The following is a 17,467-nucleotide window of genomic DNA, read 5'->3' on the forward strand; positions in this document are numbered from 1 at the left end:
TTACAGCCTGCGCGGTGAGCCTTATCCAATAGCAAAGCAAAAAGTGTTGTAAACAGCAAAGGGAGCCGGGCCCAAATCATCGACTTGGGGAGGGCTCCTTTGATTTTCGAAATAAACCTTCTCCGAAAAAGTCAGGCCTGCAACTGGTGATCGTATCTTTCCTTCAGACGCTTGATGTCTTCCCTGGGAGGAGCGCCGAACATGCGGGCATATTCCCGTGAGAATTGGGATGCGCTCTCGTAGCCTACCCGGAACGCGACTTCGGCAGCTTCCGCCGACTCGGATAATAGGATGCGTCTGGCCTCCTGCAGCCTGATCTGTTTCTGAAATTGAAGCGGGCTCATAGCGGTGGCCTCTTTGAAGTGTCTGTGGAACGAAGAGACGCTCATGCGAGCCGTTTCCGCAAGCTCCTCCACTCGCAAAGGCCGATCGAAGTGATGGACGATTTGTTCGATCGTATCCCGGATTCGGAAGGTGTTGCTTCCTTCCAAGGCGATTTGAGCCAGCGCGATGCCATACGGCCCTTGCAGAAGTCGATACAATATTTCCTTCTTATAGAGAGGAGCCAGAAACGGAATTTCTTGTGGCTGATCCAGCAGCCGAACGAAACGGACGATCGCATCCAGCAACGGTACGTCGATTTGACCGATAAATAGCGCCCGTCTGGTGTTTTCCTTCGAGGAGAAATGATTTTCCGACTCTTTAAGGACCTCCAAGACTTGGTTGTGCGTGAATTCGAACATTAAGCTTAAATGTGGATGATCGGAAGAAGCCTTGATAACCTGGCCAGTCATCGGCAGATTCATGGAAGCAACAAGGTAGTTGGCAGGGCCGTATTCATAACACTCTTGAGAGAGCAAGACCTCTTTTAACCCTTGAGCTATGAAACAGAGCGACGGGTTGTATACCCGACAGGCCGGTTCAGTGAATTCGGAGTAATGAATGAATGACAACGATGGAATTGTGGTCTCGTAAAGGCCGTTTTTGCCCGAATGGCGCTCGATTCGTGCGGCCAACTCATTCTGCAGCTTATATATTTCATCCACGAAATGTCCTCCTCCTAGTGGCTTACTTCTCATTTAATTATAGACGATTGGTTCTGTATTTTCATCGACAGTGGTAGGAATAGGCAACCATTTAAGACGAATGAGATACCGGCCTGTTGGCCAATTATTGCATAATAAGACTGTACCCGGGGAAAGGGATCAAAAAATAAACGGGAGGAATTTAGATGCAAAAAGTTATTTTGAACAATGGGGTTGAAATGCCGATCATCGGCTTTGGCGTCTATCAAATTCCAGATGCGAAGGAGTGCGAACAAGCCGTATACGATGCCCTTATGGCGGGCTATCGTCTAATCGATACCGCTGCCGCGTACCAGAATGAAGAGGCAGTCGGCAGGGCTATCCAGCGAAGCGGCGTGCGAAGAGAAGAATTATTCGTGACAACCAAGCTTTGGGTTCAAGATGCCGGTTATGAGAGAACCAAGCAAGCGTTTGAAAGATCGCTGAAAAAATTGCAGTTGGACTATTTGGATTTGTATTTAATACATCTGCCGTACGGAGACGTCCACGGTTCATGGCGCGCGATGGAGGAATTGTATCGCGAGGGGAGAACTAAGGCCATCGGCGTCAGCAACTTCCAGATGGATCGTCTGCTGGATCTGATGATTTATAATGAAATTATTCCTGCCATCAACCAGGTAGAGACGCACCCATTCTGCCAACAGGCCGATGATGCCAGGCTGATGCATGAGAACAACGTTCAGATCGAGTCATGGGCGCCTTTTGCGGAAGGACGAAATAACATGTTTCAGAATGAAGTTCTCGTATCGCTCGCCGAGAAATACCGCAAATCCGTTGCGCAAGTGATCTTGCGCTGGTTGACGCAAAGGGGAGTCGTTGTGATTCCAAAGTCCGTTCAGAAACAGAGAATCATCGAGAACTTCAACATCTTCGACTTCGAGATCAGCCAAGAGGATATGGTGAACATTGCCTCGTTAGACACGGGCAAGAGCTTATTCTTTTCTCATAGGGATCCAGAAATCGTGAAAATGTTTAGCAGCCTTAAGCTGGAACATTAACGGGAGATACCTTCCATGCAAGAAGGGGGTGTTCCAAAAGGTCATGAAAGTGATCTGAGGAACCCCCTCTTTCTGGTTAACAAATTCCGAATCCTTATTTTTTTACCACAGGCACCCAAAATTCGCCGTAGAAAGTGCCGTCACCGTTTTCTTTGCGATAAGTCGCGTTGGGACCGCCGATATAAGCATAGTCCGTGATTTGAGATAAAACTTCGCCAAAAGCACGATAAGTCAACTGATCGAACAATGTTTCTTTGTCCCCGGTTCCTGCGACCACGATGTACTCGCTCTCTGGAAACTCGATGAGACGTGTGGCGTCGGCTACCGTTTTACCTGTTTCTACCGCAAAATAATTCCACGGTTTTCCTTGATACACCTCGTTGACGGACCATTCGCGATCATCCTTTGCGGCAGCCTTAAGCTTACTAAAACGCCCGTCAGCCTGCAGTCCTCCCCAAAACGCTGCTTTTTCCTTTTGCAACGATGGCACGTCTTGGAAATTAGATTGAATACAAAACCCATAACCGGTCAATAAAAATGATTGTTTGTGTTCAACGGTATAAACTGCCATGGAGACGCTCCTTTAGCCTTCTGCTTTTTTGGCACGAAGCCACATTTCGCCGTAAAATGTACCGTCTTCAGCCGGTTTGACGAATGTGAAGTTACCCGGTCCAACGTATTTGTAGTCTGTGATTTCTTGCAGCAGCCCACCGAATACTTTGCCTGTGATTTCGTCAGCAAGACGGTCTTGATCAGCACCTGTGCCCGGCACCACGATGTAGTCGCCAGCCAGAAAGTCGAGAGCGATCGCGCCTTCCACGTCATACGCGCCCATCACGCCAAAGCCGCGCCAAGCCTTGCCGGCCAGGACGTAGTTGATTTGATATTCTTGCCCGTCAGCGAGTGCGAGAAGTTCAGCAAGCTTGCCGTTTTCCGTGATTTCCGCTTTTTTTGCCGCCGTTTTTGCTGCATTGCCTGCCCAGTCGTTGTAGTCTTCAAGTGTAACACCGAAAGCAGTCATTTTGTAGTTTTCTGAGATGGTTTGGATAGAGTAGTTAGACATTTTAATCTCTCCTTAGTGGATTTATTCTTACAAGATTGATACTATTCGCTAAATGTATCAAAAAACGATACCTTTTATCTAGTGCATGATGCTACACTTCTGATACAATAAAATCATGAAAAAAAGAACGAGTGAATCTGATTATGCGCTTCATCAATAACCGCGCGCATTTTACGATTGCAGAGATCCAGCGGGAGTTCAAGATTTCTCGCGCGACCGCGATCCGCGACATTAACGAAATTCAGGCGATGGGCTTTCCGCTGACGACCGAGCTTGGACGCGGCGGCGGTTACCATGTCCTGCAGAATCAGTATCTGTCCGCTGTCCGTTTCACGCCAGAAGAACTGAAAGCGATATTTATCAGCTTTATCGCCTCGAAAAATTCGCAGCTGCCTTATTTGCAAAATCGCCGCTCCATCACGGAAAAACTCATCGGCATTGCGTCACAAACCCAGCACGACGAGTTGATCGAGCTGAACCATATCTTGCTTTTTGAGAATACAAACCCTGCCAATCCGAATCTATTGGAACTCGATGATGCTGCGCCTGCGGAGTTGAACCAGTTGATTTCCCTTGCTGTGCGGGATAAGCACTTGCGCTTGACTTACGAGCCGAGCCCTGGCTGGCCGCAATTGATGGACGTTTTTTTGATTCATATTTTTAACTCAAACGCTCGTTGGCTGGTCGAGGTATATGACTTGGATACGGATGAGTTTCGTTATTTGCCTGTTGAGATGCTGCGGGATTCGACAATTTCCGAGAAGAAGTTGAAGCGATCTGAGCAAGAGATATTAAGCAAAAAACGGCTTGGTGCACGTCAGTCCAATCTGGTTGTAAAGCTTGATACGACTGGGATTCAGCGCTTTAAGCGCTTGCACCCCCCGGGGATTATTTTGTCCTTCACAGGGATGTTCCAGTCGAGTGGGATTTTCAATGTTCAACTGGATGTGAACGATGTTGAGACGCTAGCGTATTATGCGGATTGGCTTTTGTTTTTGGGGAAAGGGGTCGAGTTTGAACGGATTCCTGATGAGCTGCGCTTGATTATGGAAGACCGGTTAAGGGGAAGTGCCGACACCAGTCCGAGGTAGTTTTGATAGAACTTCCCTATGGGAAATCAATTCAAGTTAGAAGAATAAACTTGTGGAGGTTGCTTCAGAGTTAGTGGAATATTACCACTGCCGCTATGGAGATTAAGGTACAACGGCGAAGGATCTTTACGGGATATTCCCAACCGCCTCGAGGTCTTCCTTTCCCCGGACGGCAGGATCTCTGTCAATGGCAGGGCTAAGGTTGAGCATATGGAAGCCTTGATGCGAGATCTCTAGACTTGAAGAACCCGCACCCTCCCCCATTTGCCTCAGTTTTGCTGAACATGTGACGGTCGATTTATTCTTTCAGTTATGACTGCTGTGAAGCGTCTGGTTAGAAATCGTGCCGTTTGCACCAACCAATAGTTATTCAAACCATCTACGATATAAGTTCTGCCTTTAGCCAGGCCTTTAAATCCAGTCCGCACAACCGACTCGGGGGTTCCATTGATGCCGCCCGGCATTTCCGAAGTTCCGATTTCATCAAAAAACGATGTCTTTGTCGTGCCCGGGCACAGGGCAAGTACCTGAATGCCAGCATCTTTGTTCTCGGCCCATATCGATTCTGTAAACGACAGAACAAAAGCTTTGCTCGCTGCATAGGTCGCCATATAAGGAATCGGCTGGAAGGAAGCTACGGAAGCGACATTGACTATAATGCCGCTCTTTCTCTTGCGCATTGCGGGCAATACCATGCGTGTCAGAGCTACTAAAGAAGACATGTTCACTTGCATCATGTCATATTCACGCGCATGTGAAATTTCTTCAAAACGACCATGCGTGCCGAACCCGGCGTTGTTAATCAGAATGTCGACGGTCAACCCCAGCTTTTCAACGGATTGCATCAGCTCCGCAGCAGCTTCAGGTTTGGAAAGATCAATTGACAAGGGGTAAGCTTTCACGTGATAACGTGAGGATAACTCCGCAGCCAAAGTGTTGAGCTTCTCAATCGACCTCGCCGCGAGAATGACGTCACTTCCGTTTGCGGCCAATTCCTTGGCATACGCTTTGCCAATGCCGGAAGAAGCCCCAGTCACCAATGCAATTTTCCCTGTATAGTTCAATGTAGTACACTCCTCCATATTGGATTATTTAATCCACTATAGTGTATTCGATTGAAGGGGATTATGCAAGGGCGGATGAAAAATTGTTTATATCTATAGAGATTCTCTCCCTCAATTAGTGGATTGCATGATATTTGTGGATTTTTTAATCCATTATTGCTAAACTAACCACCATATCGTTTATAATTGAGGGGAATGAACGAATGGGATAGGCAGGTGAGGTGTCATTAGCAAGCGTGACGATATTTTGGCGGCGACCTTAAAATTAATCATTGCCGAAGGATTGCAGTCGGTGACATTTGCCAAGATAACTAAAGAAGCAAATGTGGGTTACAGCACGGTTTATCACTATTACAGTACAAAAGAAGCTTTGGTAACGGAGCTTTTTAGAAATACTCGTCTTCATATGAGTGAACACGTGCTGCAGGGCTTTCGCTCCGATCGTACGGTTTATGAAAAAGTAAAGCATATTTTATCCAGGACGCTGACGTATGCAAAAGATTATCCTGATCATGCTTTTTTTATTGATAATTACTGTCAATCCCCCTTTATCGAGGAGACGGTGAGAACAATGCAGCCTCCGTCCGATCTGGTGGTTTATGAGATTATTGAGGAAGGGCAGAAACAAGGCGTTATTCGTGAGATGGATGCTTTGTTTTTGTGTCATATCATTGTGGGGTTTATTAATTCAGCCGTCAGAGGTTATTATGAAAATAAATATTCATTTGAAGAGAAGCATGTTCAATTTATATTGGAATCCTGCTGGAAAGTGATTAAGGTGTAGTTTGGCGAGTGAAAGCAACGGGCTTGAGAATGATGATCATTAGAAAGTTAGAGCAGTTTAGGAAGTAGAGCTACCGCAACATTTACATGGATACACGTTCTTTCGCCGTATGACGGGTTACGGTGAACCGTATCACAAATGACGAGCTTTTTGGTAAAAACAAAGGGGAGCGTCCTTGCGTTACAAGGATTCTCCCCATTTTGCGTAGGTTCTACAATTTTGCATATCAGGCTTTACTGTGAAGGGTAACGAGGTAACCATCGGGATCGGCAAATGTAAAGGTTCGCCCGAATGGTCCATCTATTGGCGGGGATGTAATCTGTATACCTGCTGCAAAGAGCTTGTCGTGGATTTCTTGCGCATCAGGGGCAAGAAGCCACAGAGCGATACCAAGTCCAGGCTGAGCACCTGAACCGAGTTCTATTCCTGGCATGAGGTCACGAAGCGCAAAGGCAATAGGTTTTGTTTCAAAGACCACAGCATGAGGGGGTCCCGCCTGTGATCGGACCAGTCCGAGATAGTTTTGATAGAATTGCGCAGAGCCTTCAAGATTGCTCACTTGAAGTGAAATGAAGTCGGGTCCAATAGCTGACATAACGTCCTCCTTGTATTTGGGGTTGTTTAGGGTGTTGTCTTGAGTATACTAGCCCCCTACTGCCAACAGTATGTCAGTAGCGTCCTTTCATTTTTTCGAAATTTTCTCTTACTCGGTCATGGAAGCAGGAACAAAGGGATGTCTGTACGAATGTATCTAATCTATGGGGTGACGACTTTATATAGTAGAACTGGGGAAAAGGACATGAACAAAACAGACCGGCAGCTTGCCATCATGCTAGAATTGCAACGAAATAAGGTGATTAGAGCAGAGGATTTGGCCGCTCGATTCGAGACGAGTGTACGGACGATATATCGAGACATTCAAGCCTTAAGCGAAATGGGAATTCCGATACTCGCCACCCCCGGTCATGGATATTCTCTAATGGAGGGATACTTTCTTCCGCCAGTCGCATTTTCCGCTGAAGAGGCTGTCTCCCTGCTGATGGGTACTGATTTTATTGAACAACGTTTAGATGGCGATTACGCAACTATAGCAAAAGCAGCTCGACGCAAAATTGAAGCTATTCTTACCCAACCCGTGCAGGAGGAGTCGACACGCATTCGTGAAACCATGCAGCTTCGGCACCCTAGCGAACCGGTTACAGGCGCGAGGGAAAAGGATTATCTCGGGCAGGTCCGAAGAGCCATTCTGGAACGACGAAAGATAAGGATTATTTATCAGAAGAAAGCAACGGATTCTAAAAGTAAGCGTGAGATTGCCCCCTATGGATTGGCTCTAGTTCAAGGCCATTGGACTTTGGTTGCGTATTGCGAACTGAGACAGGATATCCGTCATTTCCGTTTGTCACGGATGATGGAACTATCTATATTGGATCAGCACTTTGCTATACCACATGGATTTAACTTGAGCCATTATCGTCCTAAGGATGACCGCAACGTAGGCGTGCTTGTACGAACCGATCAGGATATGTTAAGTGTAATTGTTGAGTCGACTAGCTTTTATCTGGCAGAGATCGAGGAGCGGGAGGAATGTCTCTTGATCCACTTCCGCGTTCGAACGCCGGAGGAGTTGCTGCATCATATCCTGAGCTGGGGAGGAAAGGTTGAGGTTTTGGAACCGGAGTCTTTACGTTTCCGGATTCGGGAAGAAGCCGAAAAAATGTTAAAATACTACTGATATTTTGTTGGTAGCAGCAGTTTTCACCAAAACATGGTTATGTACTACTGACCGGAGGAGTAATTTACTTCCCCGGTCAGAATTAAGATTAACATCATGCGTGTAAAGTGGATTTAGATTGAGTGTATCATCAGGATGGAAGGCTTAACGCCGTCTGGATGTTCTGCAGATCAAGCTGCAGCTGTTCCTGTTGATCCCATGGATGGTAAAGACCCTTCACCATCAAGTAATTTGTAATCTGCTCGTGCATATCGATCGATTCGTTCAACTGACGTATCAGCGTCTCCTTAATTTCAGGCGTGCCGGCTTCCGTAACGGCTACGGCATAATTGCGCACCGCGGATTTGGCAGCTGTTAAATAATCCATCACAATGACCTGATCGGTTAGTACATTCATCCTGGTTAAATGCTCTAGTATTATGTTCATGTTGTCCCCCGCCTAAGATTTGACTTTGGATAGGATCGCGCCGAGCTCCTGCAGCTTCCGCGTCGTAACTTCAACATCTCGCTGCAAGATTTCCTTTAATGCCGGATCGCTGACCAGCGCCTGCATGGTTTTGGACTTCGTCAGGCAGACGGTGTTGAAGGCAGCCAACTCGTGGACCTCCAGCGTTTCATGTAATGCGTATTCCATAGCTTGTGCTCCCTTCTACGGTTTTAATACGACCTTGATGCAGTTATCCTGTCGCGTGTCAAATATCTCATATCCCTGCTTCGCTTCGCTGAGAGGGATCACGTGTGTCACTACATCGCTCGGATCAATCTTGCCGGTGTCCACTAACTCATACATATAAGGCATGTAGTGGATCATCGGAGCTTGTCCGGTTTTGACCGTCACATTGCGTTGGAAGATGTCTCCGAAAGGAAAGGCATTATACCTTCCGCCATAGACGCCGGTCACCTGGATGGTACCTCCCTTGCGCACGCATTGGGAGGCGATCACAAGACCGCCCATCGCGCCGCCGTGCAGCTTGAGGCCGGAGGCCAGTTGCTCAAGCGGCGACATCTTGCCGCTCATGCCGGTGCAATCGATCACGATGTCCGCACCGCCCTTCGTCATCTCCTTCAGATTATTGCCAACGTTCTCATACTGCTCCGCGTTCATGATCTCCACGCTGTTCGTCCGCTTTGCGTGCTGCAGCCGGTAATCCAGCACATCTACGGCGATGACCCGTCTGGCTCCCTTCAGCCAGCAAAACTTCTGCGCAAATAGGCCGACCGGGCCGCAGCCGAGCACGATGACCGTATCCCCGTCTTTCACTCCCGCATTGTCGACGCTCCAGAAGGCCGTCGACATCGCGTCGGAGATTACACTTAGCTTCTCGTCGGGCTGTTCACAGCTTTCCGGGATTTTGAAATGTGTAAAGTTGGCAAAAGGTACCCGCAAATATTCAGCCTGCCCTCCAGGAATGCCGCCGGTTGTGCCGGTGTATCCGAAATAAGCGCCCATGTCGCCGTTCTCATTCGAGTTGTCGCACTGGCTTTCCAAGTGGTTCTGGCAGTACCAGCAATGCCCGCAGCTGATGTTGAATGGGATGATGACGCGATCCCCTTTCTTCAGCTTGGTGACCTCCGGTCCTACTTCCTCGACAATGCCCATCGGCTCATGACCGATTACGTAATCCTCCTGCATATTCGGTATCATTCCATGTATTAGATGGAGGTCCGAGCCGCAAATTGCGCTGGCTGTCACACGAATGATCATATCGTCCGGCTTTTCGATTTTCGGATCAGGCACTTCTTTGACCATGACATTCTTTATGCCTTGATAGGTTACTGCCTTCATGCTTGATGACCTCCCAAATGCTCGTCCGGCGTACGGTCGAACATACCTTTGCGTGATGTGTCGTCGGGGAACAGCTTCATCCTCGCGATGTCCATCGTCTGCGTCGCTCCAAGCATATCCAGCTGAAACTGCTCTTGCAGCTCATAGGGATGGAACCATTTCTTCCGGATCATCAGCTCCGAGATTTCCTGATGCAGCGCAATGCCTTGGTTCAGCTGGGCGCGCAGCAGTGCTCGTGCATCCGGTGATGCGGTTTCCGTCAAAGAAAAGGCGGTGTTGCGCACGCCGTCCTTCACGCGCACGAGAAAATCCAGAGCGAAGGTCATATCCGCCTTCTCAGGCATATTCAGCGCCTCAGACGGATCCAAGTAATCCATAGTCATTGATGGAGGTCACCTCAGTTTAGAATGGGATTGGGCCGTTTTTCCGGTACAGGAGCGCTGAACGGCGCCCGCGTATATAAAGCCTGCAAATCGGTCAAGGCTTGGAGCGTCTGATTAACGTCCTTTTGCATTAAATCCTTCAGTTCTTGGTCAAACACGAGACCTTGCATCAGCTTCGATTTGGCCAGACATAACGTTTTGAAATTAATTGCTTCGTGAATCTCTAACGCTTCATGCGGAGCTAGAGGTTGCATTTTTATCACCCCCTTAATCATCGAGGATATTTTTCCCTAAGGAGTCAGCGATATGCATGGAAAATTGGTCCCTGCACAGTGGCTAGAACTACGCCGGAAATAAAGAGAACAGAGGGGGGAAGCTGCGCATGTTGGCGATCAGAGAAGAATCTTTATGACGAGGATGGTATAATCACTCTAGAGTGTTGGAACCAGAAGGGTGAGAGCCATGAGCATAATACGGTTGGAGAATGTGACGAAGAAGTATGAAGAGTCCCTGATCTTTCGCGATATTTATTTTCGAGTGATGCCAGGGGAACGGATCGGCCTGATCGGACGGAACGGTGCAGGCAAGTCTACGGTATTTAAACTCATTATGGGCAAGGAAGAGCCAACGTCCGGCAGAGTAGAAATCGATCCTCAGGTGAACATCGGATATTTCTCGCAATTCTCGGAATTAAGCGGAAGCCTGTCCGTTCAGCAAGAACTGGAACGATGCTTCGAGCAGGTTGCCCAGATCGAACGAGAGCTGCAAGAGGTCGGAGATCAGCTGGGTTTGGTTGCAGACGATAACGGAATGGAGCAGCTGCTAGCGCGGCAGGCGGAGTTATTCGAGCAAATGGATCATCTCGATGGCTGGAACGTGTCCGTCGAAATTAATACCGTGCTCACGAAGCTAGGATTCAACGACAGATCTCGCAATCAGCCGATCGATGAGCTGTCCGGGGGATGGCGTAACCGCGCGGCGCTCGCGAAGATGCTCATTGAGCTGCCCGATGTCGTCCTGCTCGACGAGCCTACCAATTACTTGGACATCGAAGGCATCACCTGGCTGGAGCAGAGAAGGAAGATCGCTTGGTGATCACGGGACCGAACGGAAGCGGGAAGTCCACGCTCATCAAGATCCTTACCGGGGCGGAGAAGCCGGAGTCAGGAGAGGTGATCTGGGAGAAGGGCGTCAGCTACGCCTACTTCAACCGAATGTGGGAGGAGCTTGATCCCAAGGATACCGTCAGTCACGCGGTGAATACGTATGGATTGGGGCTGGACGCCCCGCGCAAAAGGGTGGCCAAATTCCTAGCCATGCTGCAATTCTCGGAAGCGGATCTGAGCAAAGTGATCGGCAATCTGTCCGGCGGACAGAAGGCTCGCGTGGCGCTTGCCAAGTGTCTTCTATCGGGTGCGGCGGTTGTTGTCTTGGACGAGCCTACCAACCATCTGGATCTCATGAGTATTCAGGTCATGGAGCAAGCGCTCATCCATTTTCCCGGTGCCGTCATTACGGTAAGTCATGATCGCTTCTTCATCGATAAGATCGGGACGAAGATGTTAACCTTCGACCCTGTAGCGGGAGTGACGGAGCAGAGTCTGTAGAAGCCAATGGACAAATCCGTGATGTAGAACCTTACCATAAATGAGAAAGAGTTATCATCTTTAAGTCCGCTCGTGCAGTGGTAGCTTTACTTCGCCGGCGCGTATGCTTCGTCTAAGAAACCTCGGATGGCTTGAAAAGCCTGAAGTCTGTTTTTCTCTAGCAATACCATGTGCGTTCCTTCACCGATTTCCACCCAGCGGCGATAGGCGGCTCCTGTCAGGGAAGTGAAGAAATTCCGAGACAAATCAAGAGGGACATCGATATCCCACTCGGCATGGACAAGAAGGACGGGAACCGTGACATCCTTAGGATCATAGAAAGCTTTGCCAACTGTCCAGTATTCGCGGATATCCAGGATGGGGCCGTTGGTCGCCCGGATATGCTCAGGATGATCGGTTAAGCTCCCCGGATCCGAAGCAAGAGTGGCTTTGACCCATTGTTCAAACCAACCGTCCGGAATCAGACCATCGCGTCTATGCTCGGGTGCCGCGCTGAGCCAGCGTTCCTTCGTGCTGTCGGGAGCAACAAGGCGATACGAACCGAGCGGGCCTCCGGTATCGATCGGAACCGGTTTGGAGCTTAGCCATTGCGGCGCGACAAGCGTAAGCTTGTTTACTTTCTCGTTGTTTTGGCTGGTATAAGCTCCCGCAACCGTTCCCCCCCAAGACATTCCCAGTATGTTGATCTTCGTTAAATTCCGGCGTTTCAGAACGTAGTCCACGGCTGTACCCAAATCCCGCACCCCTGTCTCCGTACGGACAAGCGGTGGATTAAGATTGGCAGGCTGCTCCATCTCAGGCGGTCTTGTCGAGCCGCCGTAGCCGCGAACGTCCACGGCGTACACGTCATAGCCATAGCTGGCAAGGTAGTCCAGAAAAGTGAAGCCGTCTAGCTCCACATCGTACAGACTGCCAATTGAATAGGTCGCGCCATGAACCATCAGGATTGTTTTTTCGTTATCTTTAAAAAAATCATGGGTTATCATAAGCTCATCGCCTTCCGTATTTCATTTTTTTTATTGTCAGGTTATTTTAAATAAAGTCCCACTTATACTTGTCCCCGCTGCTAGTCACGTACCCCGCCGCGCTTCCGGGGAAATGCGTACTGAAATAAATGACCGCACGATCCGCGATGAGCTCTAGCACCTGGAGCCGAGAAATACGCGCTTGATCGGGAAATTCGCAGTACACAGAATTCCATTCCGGATTGTAGACCTGAAACGGATGATGCATCACGTCGGCGCAGAATAAAGCTTCTTCTTCACCGGATTTAAGACGGATGGACATTTGGCCGATGCTGTGGCTGGGTGTCGGAATGAATGTGAATAGATCAAGGAATTCCCCGCCCTCAGGACCAATGGTTTGCGTTAAGCCAGCTTCAACAACAGGCAATACGCTTTCTTCGTAAACGTTAAAATTCACTTCGTTTGCTTTGGTGTGGCTGGCCTCGCTAGCGAAATCTCATTGAAAATTTAGGAGGCTTGCATATGAATTCGATCGGCGAAGCCATTCGAAGCACGCGAAAGAAACATAAATTAACGCTCAAGAAGGTAGCTCAAGCCGCCTCTGTATCCTTATCTTTTCTCAGTGAAATTGAACGCGATAAGGCGAATCCGTCCATCAGTGTTCTGAAGCGCATAGCGAATGCATTAAACGTGAATTTTACCGATCTGTTTGGCGAGGAGAAACGAAGCATTGTCGTAAGGGAAAGCGAGCGCAAACTTTTGGTGCATTCCGAAGGCTCCCGTATTACCTGGTACGCGCTCAGTCAAGGAAGCAGCAACCGAATGGGACCGATATGGGGAGTATTGGAAGAAGGAGCGGCTTACGGTGACATTGGCGTCGGACATAGCGATGGAGAGGAATTTCTGTTTGTCCACTCCGGGCGATTGGAGTTTATGCTGGGCAATGAACGTTACACGCTCGAAGAAGGGGACAGTATCTATTATGATGCCAGAATCCCCCATAGTTATAAGAATATCTGGGAAGGCGAAACGCTGCTACTAGCGGTTGCTACTCCGCCTACTTTTTGACCTGACTCCCCTCTGTTAACATGCTATAAACCCAAATGACCCGGAAGGTAGGCACTTTTTTCTAAGTGTCCACCTTCCGGGTCAGTTCATATGGGCAACGTGGCGGTGTTTTCGTGTACCCAGCATGGGCACCATCGATACGCTGAAAGTCCGGATAACAGATCTGAGAGTTTCCGGACCGTCACCGCACGCTGATGCCGTCGAGGAACAAGCCGACCAAATGAGCAATACGAGATTCCGGCGAGCCCTCTTGTTCAACAGCAAGGGAGATCGCGGTTACGACGTACACCAGATCATCGAAGGTGATATCAACACGAATAACCCCAGCCTTCTGGGCATGGTCCAGCAACCGCATGCCCTCCTCGCTTGTCGCTTGGCACCCTGGTGTGCCGACTTGAAGAACAGTTCCTAGCGAGGCAGCAAGTCCGCGATAAACGTTCGTGTGCAGGACGAGTTCTTCAATATAGGCACGCACCGCACTTGCTGGATCAAGCCCTGCAGCTCTTTCCCGACTGGCCTGTGCGAATGACAGGAAGCGGTCGTTGTAGGTTGCAGCCAAGAGCGCGTCGCGCGTAGGGAAGCGCCGGTAGAGCGTTCCGATTCCAACCCCCGCTCGCTTTGCGACATTTTCCAACGAAGCATTAGCACCTTGCTCCAGGAAGACATCTTCAGCCGCAGCGAGGATGCGTTCGCGGTTACGTTGGGCATCTGCCCTCAGTGGATTTATGTCAGTCAATTTTTTCAACCCCAGTCCTTCTTTAGTGATTCCGTGTCGTAAAGCGTCTTTTTATGGACAGTTGCTCTGCTCTCATTAGTGTAATGATAGTCGGAGAAAGTGTCAAAAGGGATTAGGGAGTTAAAAAGGAAGTTGATGTTTTCGCTGCTACTTGAAAAATGGAGGGATCCTCCGTATAATAAGTGGAGTAATACTCCACTTTTAAGGAAAGAAGGCAGATGAAATGACAAAGCGATTTGAGAACAAGGTCGTAGTGATCACGGGCGGTAGTGATGGTATCGGCTTGATGACGGCAAAACTGTTCGCGACAGAAGGCGCGCATGTGTACATCACAGGGCGTCGGCAAGAACGATTGGACGAGGCCTTGGAGGAAATCGGCCGTGGTGCCGTCGGCGTCCAGGGAGACGTCAGCAACTCCGCCGACCTCGATCGGCTCTACGAGCACATCCAGCGTGACCACGGCAAGGTTGACGTCGTGTTTGCTAACGCAGGGATATCCGAGTCCGCTCCACTCGGCGGTATCGAGGAATCGCACTTCGATCGTGTGTTCAACACGAACGTAAAGGGTATGGTCTTCACCGTACAGAAGGCGTTGCCATTAATGGAGGCTGGGGGCACGGTGATCCTTTCGGGATCGGGGTCGGGCAGCAAAGGGTTTCCCAATTTGTCGATCTATAGTGCCACTAAGGCCGCAATCCGCTCGTTCGCGCGAACATGGACAACCGACCTTAAAGGTCAGGGCATCCGCGTGAATGTAGTTTCCCCTGGAGTGATCCTAACGCCAGCAATCCAAACGTATCTTGGAGCCAATGAGGGGGCCGAGGAAGCGATGAAGCAGATGACGCCATTCGGTAGACTCGGCGAGGCAGATGAGGTAGCCAAGGCGGTGCTATTCCTAGCATCGAATGAGAGTAGTTTCATCGCGGGCGCCGAACTTTTTGTTGATGGCGGTTTCATGGCGGTCTGACGGCTCTCATCGGATATTTCTCGGAGCAGAGTTTGTAGAATCGAAAATCCGTGATAACCGAAGTGGATTTAGTGGTAAGTGTAGCGAGTCCTTTTCTAAGGGCTGGCTTTTTTTTTAGCAATAGTGCCATGGAAGTAATTTCGCCTTTGAAATGTTAAGGTGAACCATACCACAAGTAGAGACAAATTCAATTATTTGTGGATTTGATTTCTTTCCAACAGGGCCCACAATTCACGAGCCAGTTCGCTTGCAGGGACAGGCATTTTGTTATGAATCCACCACTCCACAATGCCTGCAATCGCTGATGCCATGAATTGAACCAGGATTTCCTTATTTAGCCCTTTATTTATATCGTCCATATTCAACTGTTCACGAATGCCCTTCACCATGAATTGATGCAAACGATCCCGAAAGGAAGGCATCCCCTTACTGTTCAGCATGCAAGAATAGAATAAGAAGTGCTCTTCAAAATACGCTGTGGTCGAGAGCAGGGACTCGAAGCTAGGGACCTGCGTCTGTTCATGCCCTTGCGATGCACAGACCCGTAGTAACTCAGTAAATTGTTCCTCGATGCATTTGTCTAACAGGTCAAATTTATCCAAGTAATGCAAATAGAACGTGCCCCGATTTAGATTGGCTCTTTCCGATATAAGCTGGACTGTAATACTCTCAAAGTCTTTTTGAGCCATGAGCTCAAAGAAGGCTTTTTTTATGGCTTCTCGCGTTTTTAAGATTCTGCGATCCACGGATCCCATTGCTACCCCCTCAAAAATGGACATTTATCGAAGCTGTGTTGATTAATGAACAATCGCAGTTGTCTTAACGATTGAAGATTTCTGGGACACGGTCTACAATTTTAATTATAGTAAACGAATGTTGGTAAATCAACAGATGTTCAATAACGAAAGGGGTACAATAGATGAGGGCAATAGCGATCCACGAATATGGATATCCGGACGTACTGGTAGAACAGGAAGTGTCCGTACCAACATGCAACGACAATCAGGTCATGGTTGAGCTGCATGCCGGTTCCGTAAATCCTGTCGACAGTAACATTCGGACAGGTCGAGTACAGGAGGTTTTTCCGGTACATACATTTCCGCATGTTCTAGGACTGGACCTTGCAGGCATAGTTAGGGAAGTGGGAGCCAGCGTGAAACATTTCAAGATAGGAGACAGGGTGTTCGGGTTGGGGAGTTCAGGGACTTATGCCGAATACGCGGTTGCTGCAGAGGATCAAATTGCAAAACTGTCTTCTAATCATACATTCATTGAAGCAGGAGCATTGCCTGCCGTTGCCCTGACAGCTTGGCATTCATTGTTCCGTTACGGGGAGTTGAAGGTAGGCGAACGCGTACTCATTCATGGAGGGGCAGGCGGTGTGGGGCATATAGCGATTCAAATGGCCAAGTTAACAGGCGCCCATGTTATCGCAACTGCAAGCTTAAGGAATCATGAGTTTGTCCGTCAATTAGGCGCGGATGAGGTAATCGATTACGCCAATACGGATTTCTCTGAGGAAGCTAAAGACGTGGATATGGTTCTTGATTTCGTTGTTGGACTTGAACAGGAGAAAAATTGTAGGGTGTTGAAGAAAGGTGGCAGGGTGGTTTCAATTGTAACTCCAGCCATTGCGGATATCGCTCAAGCATACGGTGTGGACGGGAAGTTTGTAGTTGTCGATCCGAAACGTGATGAATTAGAGCTGATTGATCGGTGGGTACAGGAGCAAAAGCTAAAAGTACACATAAACGAGATCTTCCCTTTGGATGAGTCAGCCTTGCGCAAGGCGCATCGTCAAATTGAGACCAAGCATACCAGGGGGAAATTGGCAATCCAAATTCGGAATTAAGGCGAAAGGGCCGTCTCGCGAAGGGACGGCCTTGAATCTTTCGAGTGGTTATCTTAATGCCTGGCCCCCCTTCGAAGCCGAAGCCTTGTCCATCGACTTCGACATCGATATACCGGAAGACCCGCTGGCTCTGTCCGGTGGACAGAAGGCTCGCGTGGCGCTTGTCAAGTGTCTGCTATCGGGCGCGGCAGTTATCGTCCTTGACGGCTTGCGAACCTTATTTACACCGGTTATCCTGTTGATATGGTCGTGTATAAGCATATCAATACATTTTACTATAACT

The 17,467-nt window shown here is 48.9% G+C and carries 21 protein-coding genes and 1 pseudogene; 8 read left to right on the plus strand and 14 right to left on the minus strand.

The genetic code is table 11. The features are described from left to right. Positions 1 to 131: 131 nt before the first annotated feature. Positions 132 to 1,079: an AraC family transcriptional regulator gene (locus ABC336_RS15240; protein ID WP_413239439.1), complete on the minus strand. Its 948-nt coding sequence runs from the start codon at positions 1,077 to 1,079 to the stop codon at positions 132 to 134. Positions 1,080 to 1,231: 152 nt separating this feature from the next. Here ABC336_RS15240 and ABC336_RS15245 point away from each other — a divergent pair, with 152 nt between their 5' ends. Next, complete coding sequence (locus tag ABC336_RS15245; RefSeq protein WP_413239440.1) at positions 1,232 to 2,083, plus strand: aldo/keto reductase; 852 nt, start codon at positions 1,232 to 1,234, stop codon at positions 2,081 to 2,083. A 94-nt stretch (positions 2,084 to 2,177) separates the two neighbouring features. Here ABC336_RS15245 and ABC336_RS15250 read toward each other — a convergent pair whose 3' ends face one another. Together ABC336_RS15250 and ABC336_RS15255 are read right to left on the minus strand one after the other, a co-directional pair. Continuing rightward, on the minus strand, positions 2,178 to 2,654 hold the full coding sequence (locus tag ABC336_RS15250) for a GyrI-like domain-containing protein (protein ID WP_413239441.1): 477 nt from the start codon (positions 2,652 to 2,654) through the stop codon (positions 2,178 to 2,180). 12 nt (positions 2,655 to 2,666) lie between these two features. Continuing rightward, on the minus strand, positions 2,667 to 3,146 hold the full coding sequence (locus ABC336_RS15255; protein ID WP_413239442.1) for a hypothetical protein: 480 nt from the start codon (positions 3,144 to 3,146) through the stop codon (positions 2,667 to 2,669). A gap of 131 nt (positions 3,147 to 3,277) precedes the next feature. Between ABC336_RS15255 and ABC336_RS15260 the strand changes: the two genes are divergently transcribed. After that, positions 3,278 to 4,237, plus strand: a complete 960-nt coding sequence (locus ABC336_RS15260; protein ID WP_413239443.1) for a helix-turn-helix transcriptional regulator — start codon at positions 3,278 to 3,280, stop codon at positions 4,235 to 4,237. Positions 4,238 to 4,506: 269 nt separating this feature from the next. On the opposite strand, the gene ABC336_RS15265 is transcribed toward ABC336_RS15260, so the two are convergent. Then, positions 4,507 to 5,301, minus strand: coding sequence for an SDR family NAD(P)-dependent oxidoreductase (locus tag ABC336_RS15265; protein ID WP_413239444.1), 795 nt, complete (start codon positions 5,299 to 5,301; stop codon positions 4,507 to 4,509). A 247-nt stretch (positions 5,302 to 5,548) separates the two neighbouring features. Here ABC336_RS15265 and ABC336_RS15270 point away from each other — a divergent pair, with 247 nt between their 5' ends. Further along, positions 5,549 to 6,085: a TetR/AcrR family transcriptional regulator gene (locus ABC336_RS15270; RefSeq protein WP_413239445.1), complete on the plus strand. Its 537-nt coding sequence runs from the start codon at positions 5,549 to 5,551 to the stop codon at positions 6,083 to 6,085. Between the two features lie 226 nt (positions 6,086 to 6,311). On the opposite strand, the gene ABC336_RS15275 is transcribed toward ABC336_RS15270, so the two are convergent. Continuing rightward, positions 6,312 to 6,680, minus strand: coding sequence for a VOC family protein (locus tag ABC336_RS15275; RefSeq protein ID WP_413239446.1), 369 nt, complete (start codon positions 6,678 to 6,680; stop codon positions 6,312 to 6,314). Positions 6,681 to 6,884: 204 nt separating this feature from the next. Between ABC336_RS15275 and ABC336_RS15280 the strand changes: the two genes are divergently transcribed. Next, the gene (locus tag ABC336_RS15280) at positions 6,885 to 7,820 is read left to right on the plus strand and encodes a helix-turn-helix transcriptional regulator (protein ID WP_413239447.1); all 936 of its coding nucleotides are present in this window, start codon (positions 6,885 to 6,887) and stop codon (positions 7,818 to 7,820) included. 130 nt (positions 7,821 to 7,950) lie between these two features. On the opposite strand, the gene ABC336_RS15285 is transcribed toward ABC336_RS15280, so the two are convergent. From ABC336_RS15285 to ABC336_RS15305, 5 genes are read right to left on the minus strand one after another with little or no spacing between them, the layout of a single operon-like run. After that, the gene (locus ABC336_RS15285; protein WP_413239448.1) at positions 7,951 to 8,247 is read right to left on the minus strand and encodes a spore coat protein; all 297 of its coding nucleotides are present in this window, start codon (positions 8,245 to 8,247) and stop codon (positions 7,951 to 7,953) included. 12 nt (positions 8,248 to 8,259) lie between these two features. Continuing rightward, positions 8,260 to 8,454 carry a hypothetical protein gene (locus tag ABC336_RS15290; protein ID WP_413239449.1) on the minus strand — a complete coding sequence of 65 codons (195 nt, stop codon included), beginning with the start codon at positions 8,452 to 8,454 and terminating at the stop codon, positions 8,260 to 8,262. A gap of 15 nt (positions 8,455 to 8,469) precedes the next feature. Then, positions 8,470 to 9,606 carry a zinc-dependent alcohol dehydrogenase gene (locus ABC336_RS15295; RefSeq protein ID WP_413239450.1) on the minus strand — a complete coding sequence of 379 codons (1,137 nt, stop codon included), beginning with the start codon at positions 9,604 to 9,606 and terminating at the stop codon, positions 8,470 to 8,472. After that, positions 9,603 to 9,989: a spore coat protein gene (locus ABC336_RS15300; protein WP_413239451.1), complete on the minus strand. Its 387-nt coding sequence runs from the start codon at positions 9,987 to 9,989 to the stop codon at positions 9,603 to 9,605. Before ABC336_RS15300 ends, ABC336_RS15295 begins: the two co-directional genes overlap by 4 nt. A 14-nt stretch (positions 9,990 to 10,003) precedes the next feature. Then, entirely contained in the window at positions 10,004 to 10,249 is a 246-nt protein-coding gene (locus ABC336_RS15305) for a spore gernimation protein GerQ (protein ID WP_413242527.1), read from the minus strand. Positions 10,250 to 10,451: 202 nt separating this feature from the next. Between ABC336_RS15305 and ABC336_RS15310 the strand changes: the two are divergent. Further along, positions 10,452 to 11,596: pseudogene (locus ABC336_RS15310) on the plus strand (ABC-F family ATP-binding cassette domain-containing protein). An 86-nt stretch (positions 11,597 to 11,682) separates the two neighbouring features. On the opposite strand, the gene ABC336_RS15315 reads toward ABC336_RS15310, so the two are convergent. Both ABC336_RS15315 and ABC336_RS15320 read right to left on the minus strand, forming a co-directional pair. Beyond that, positions 11,683 to 12,582 (minus strand): alpha/beta hydrolase, encoded by a 900-nt coding sequence (locus tag ABC336_RS15315; RefSeq protein WP_413239452.1) that lies wholly within the window; start codon positions 12,580 to 12,582, stop codon positions 11,683 to 11,685. 46 nt (positions 12,583 to 12,628) lie between these two features. Beyond that, a complete protein-coding gene (locus tag ABC336_RS15320) occupies positions 12,629 to 13,018 on the minus strand; it encodes an MBL fold metallo-hydrolase (protein ID WP_413239453.1) in 390 nt (129 codons plus the stop codon). Positions 13,019 to 13,083: 65 nt separating this feature from the next. Between ABC336_RS15320 and ABC336_RS15325 the strand changes: the two genes are divergently transcribed. Then, positions 13,084 to 13,629, plus strand: a complete 546-nt coding sequence (locus tag ABC336_RS15325; protein WP_413239454.1) for a helix-turn-helix domain-containing protein — start codon at positions 13,084 to 13,086, stop codon at positions 13,627 to 13,629. A gap of 181 nt (positions 13,630 to 13,810) precedes the next feature. Here the strand turns inward: ABC336_RS15325 and ABC336_RS15330 are convergent, their stop codons facing one another. After that, positions 13,811 to 14,374: a TetR/AcrR family transcriptional regulator gene (locus tag ABC336_RS15330; protein WP_413239455.1), complete on the minus strand. Its 564-nt coding sequence runs from the start codon at positions 14,372 to 14,374 to the stop codon at positions 13,811 to 13,813. A 214-nt stretch (positions 14,375 to 14,588) separates the two neighbouring features. Here ABC336_RS15330 and ABC336_RS15335 point away from each other — a divergent pair, with 214 nt between their 5' ends. Next, the gene (locus tag ABC336_RS15335; RefSeq protein ID WP_413239456.1) at positions 14,589 to 15,332 is read left to right on the plus strand and encodes an SDR family NAD(P)-dependent oxidoreductase; all 744 of its coding nucleotides are present in this window, start codon (positions 14,589 to 14,591) and stop codon (positions 15,330 to 15,332) included. Positions 15,333 to 15,523: 191 nt separating this feature from the next. On the opposite strand, the gene ABC336_RS15340 is transcribed toward ABC336_RS15335, so the two are convergent. After that, positions 15,524 to 16,087: a TetR/AcrR family transcriptional regulator gene (locus tag ABC336_RS15340; protein ID WP_413239457.1), complete on the minus strand. Its 564-nt coding sequence runs from the start codon at positions 16,085 to 16,087 to the stop codon at positions 15,524 to 15,526. Positions 16,088 to 16,251: 164 nt separating this feature from the next. Between ABC336_RS15340 and ABC336_RS15345 the strand changes: the two genes are divergently transcribed. After that, positions 16,252 to 17,184 (plus strand): NADP-dependent oxidoreductase, encoded by a 933-nt coding sequence (locus ABC336_RS15345; protein ID WP_413239458.1) that lies wholly within the window; start codon positions 16,252 to 16,254, stop codon positions 17,182 to 17,184. Positions 17,185 to 17,467: the final 283 nt, after the last annotated feature.

It is taken from the genome of Paenibacillus jepli (genome assembly GCF_047238105.1).
In the GTDB taxonomy this organism is placed as follows: domain Bacteria; phylum Bacillota; class Bacilli; order Paenibacillales; family Paenibacillaceae; genus Paenibacillus_D.

What these genes read in the sequence shown, in the direction of transcription:
- ABC336_RS15275 (WP_413239446.1), bottom strand. Translation starts at nt 6,680, where the DNA reads ATGTCAGCTATTGGACCCGACTTCATTTCACTTCAAGTGAGCAATCTT.
- ABC336_RS15295 (WP_413239450.1), bottom strand. Translation starts at nt 9,606, where the DNA reads ATGAAGGCAGTAACCTATCAAGGCATAAAGAATGTCATGGTCAAAGAA.
- ABC336_RS15340 (WP_413239457.1), bottom strand. Translation starts at nt 16,087, where the DNA reads ATGGGATCCGTGGATCGCAGAATCTTAAAAACGCGAGAAGCCATAAAA.
- ABC336_RS15315 (WP_413239452.1), bottom strand. Translation starts at nt 12,582, where the DNA reads ATGATAACCCATGATTTTTTTAAAGATAACGAAAAAACAATCCTGATG.
- ABC336_RS15280 (WP_413239447.1), top strand. Translation starts at nt 6,885, where the DNA reads ATGAACAAAACAGACCGGCAGCTTGCCATCATGCTAGAATTGCAACGA.
- ABC336_RS15300 (WP_413239451.1), bottom strand. Translation starts at nt 9,989, where the DNA reads ATGACTATGGATTACTTGGATCCGTCTGAGGCGCTGAATATGCCTGAG.
- ABC336_RS15255 (WP_413239442.1), bottom strand. Translation starts at nt 3,146, where the DNA reads ATGTCTAACTACTCTATCCAAACCATCTCAGAAAACTACAAAATGACT.
- ABC336_RS15325 (WP_413239454.1), top strand. Translation starts at nt 13,084, where the DNA reads ATGAATTCGATCGGCGAAGCCATTCGAAGCACGCGAAAGAAACATAAA.
- ABC336_RS15240 (WP_413239439.1), bottom strand. Translation starts at nt 1,079, where the DNA reads ATGAGAAGTAAGCCACTAGGAGGAGGACATTTCGTGGATGAAATATAT.
- ABC336_RS15345 (WP_413239458.1), top strand. Translation starts at nt 16,252, where the DNA reads ATGAGGGCAATAGCGATCCACGAATATGGATATCCGGACGTACTGGTA.
- ABC336_RS15250 (WP_413239441.1), bottom strand. Translation starts at nt 2,654, where the DNA reads ATGGCAGTTTATACCGTTGAACACAAACAATCATTTTTATTGACCGGT.
- ABC336_RS15285 (WP_413239448.1), bottom strand. Translation starts at nt 8,247, where the DNA reads ATGAACATAATACTAGAGCATTTAACCAGGATGAATGTACTAACCGAT.
- ABC336_RS15290 (WP_413239449.1), bottom strand. Translation starts at nt 8,454, where the DNA reads ATGGAATACGCATTACATGAAACGCTGGAGGTCCACGAGTTGGCTGCC.
- ABC336_RS15335 (WP_413239456.1), top strand. Translation starts at nt 14,589, where the DNA reads ATGACAAAGCGATTTGAGAACAAGGTCGTAGTGATCACGGGCGGTAGT.
- ABC336_RS15245 (WP_413239440.1), top strand. Translation starts at nt 1,232, where the DNA reads ATGCAAAAAGTTATTTTGAACAATGGGGTTGAAATGCCGATCATCGGC.